The organism is Variovorax sp. 20P10.2.4 (genome assembly GCF_058244205.1).
Window position 1 is genome coordinate 1 of record NZ_JBZAYE010000863.1, and the last position, 2,527, is coordinate 2,527.

General features: G+C 73.4%; 1 pseudogene. It reads left to right on the forward strand.

What is annotated here, in order from left to right:
- A pseudogene (locus AC27VN_RS38675) lies at nucleotides 1-2,527 on the forward strand (hypothetical protein); the annotation flags it as partial.

The following is a 2,527-nucleotide window of genomic DNA, read 5'->3' on the forward strand; positions in this document are numbered from 1 at the left end:
ACAGCGGCATCGTGCTCGACGGCACCTTGCGCGCGCAGGCCGGCGGCCCCAACGCCTTCGGCGGCTCGCTGGGCCTGTACCTGCAGGAACGGCTGCAGGACCCCACGCGCGAGCCGGTCGGCGAGGCGCGCAACCAGCTCTACACGGTGCGGCTGGTGCAGAACGCCGCGCCCAGCGGCCTGGCGTCCGACCTCGCGCCCGGCGAGGCCGATGCGCGGCTGGTCTACGGCCAGGCCACGCTCGGCGCCGACCAGGTGCGCGCCGGCGGCTTCGACGCGCTCACGCTGTCGGCGCACGACCGCATCCTGTTCGACGGCGACCTCGATCTGCAACTCGGCCGCAGCCTGAACCTGAAGCGCGGCGTGCTGACCGTGGCCGACGGCACGCCCGATGCGCAGGTGCGCATCGCCGCGCCCTACATCCGCCTGGACGGCGGCAACTGGGACCTGAAGGAGACGCTGCCGCCGACCTTCATGCCGGGCCTCGCGCTGGCCGGCGGCGGTGCCGCGCCCGCGGGCCGCAGCGCGCTCACCCTGTCGGCCGACCTGATCGACCTCTACGGCGCCGTGCTCTCGGGCGCCACCGGCGTGAAGGGCGCGGGCTCGCCCGACGGCGTCGGCTCGCTGCCGCAGAACCGGATCGTGCTCGACGGCTTCGCCGACGTGGCGCTGCACAGCAGCGGCGACGTGCGCCTGGCCGGCGGCTTCAACGTGAGCGGCAACCTCGCGGTGCGCGCCGCGCAGGTCTATCCGATGTCGGGTGCCTACGCGGCGCTGGTCGCGGGCAACCGCCCCACGGGCATCGCGCCCGACAGCACGCTCACCATCCGCTCCAGCACCGGCAGCGTGCCCGAGGTGCCGTACTCGGCCTTCGGCCAATTGGTGCTGCTCGGCGGCACCGTCGACCAGGGCGGCGTGGTGCGCGCGCCGCTGGGCAACATCTCGATCAACACGCTGGGCGGTTTTCTGGGCACCGACTGGCAGGCCGTGCTGGTGCTCAACGGCGGCCCGGGCTTCGGCCCGGTGAACGCGAAGCTCACCGACCCCACGGTGATCCTGCGCGACGGCAGCCTGACCTCGGTCAGCGCCGCCGGCATGGAGATGCCCTTCGGCGGCACGGTGGACGGCGTGAGCTACGCCGGCCTCGCGAAGAACGGCCGCTACACCACGCAGTACAACCTCGCCGACACCTACGTGAGCCGCGGCGACAACAGCGGCACCAAGTCGGCCGACACCGACGCGCTGGTCAGCGGCATCAGCATCGGCGCCACGCGGCTGGTGGGCGAGGCGGGCGCGGTGCTCGACCTCTCGGGCGGTGGCGTGCTGCATGGCGAGGGCTTTACCTCGGGCCGCGGCGGCTCGGTCAACGTGCTCAACACGCCGCTGGTCAATACCAACCCCGCCAATGCCTCGCTGCGCCGTTTCAGCCAGCCCGGCAACGGCGTCTACGCGATCGTTCCGGGCCACGACCCGGGCTATGCGCCGGTGATCCTCGACAAGGGTGCGGGCGATCCGGCCATCGGCGCGCAGATCGAGATCGGCGCCGGCGTGCCGGGCCTGCCCGCGGGCACCTACACCTTGATGCCCGCGAGCTTCGCGCTGATGCCCGGTGCCTTCCGCGTCGAGCTCGGCGCGCAGCTGCCGCTGCGCAGCCTGGGCACGGCGGGCACCGCCACGGCCGCGGGTGGCTCGTGGCTAACCAGCGCCGTGCAGTGCGTGGCCGGCACCGCCAAGCGCGCGGCGGTGCCCACGCAGGTGCTGCTCACGCCGGCCGATGCGGTGCGCGACCTGGCCCAGTACAACGAGACCGGCTTCAGCGAGTTCCTGCTCGCGCAGGCCGAGCAGTTCGGCACGGTGCGCTCGCGCCTGCCCGAGGACGGCAAGATCCTCGACCTGCAGTTGCGCGCCAGCGACAAGGTGCAGGAGCCGCTGCGCTTCGAGGGCACGGCTTTGTTCGGTGGCGCGACGCGTGGCGAGGCGCGCGGCATCGACGGCCTGATGTTCGTCGGGGCCGACGGCAAGCTCATCGAGGTCCGCCCGCGCGATGCCGTCGACGCGGTGCGCGACGGCAGCCGGCTGTCGCTGGCCGACAGCGCGCTCAACGCCTTCGCGGCGCCCTCGCTGTCGATCGGCGGCGCCTGGCGCTACTTCGACGGTGCCAGCACCCTGGGCGAGAGCGCGCGCATGTACTTCGGCCAGGACGGCCGCGAGCATCCGGGCGTGGTGCTGCGCGACGGCACAGTGCTCAAGGCGGGGCAGGTGTTCCTGGTCGGCGACGCGATCTCGCTCGAGGGCGGCGCCGGCATCGACACGCGCGGCTTCGGCGGCCGGGTCATCGATTCGGCACTCGGCTACGTCTATGCCAACAGCCTCTCGTCGGGGCAGTTCGCGGGCGGACCGGCGGTGCTGGCCGTGGGCAACGGCCTGCTCGACTTCCTGCCCTCGGCGGGCACGAGCACCATCGCCGTGGCCGACGGCGCGCGGCTGCGCACCGAAGGCACCATCGCCTTCGCGGCACCGGGCGCGCT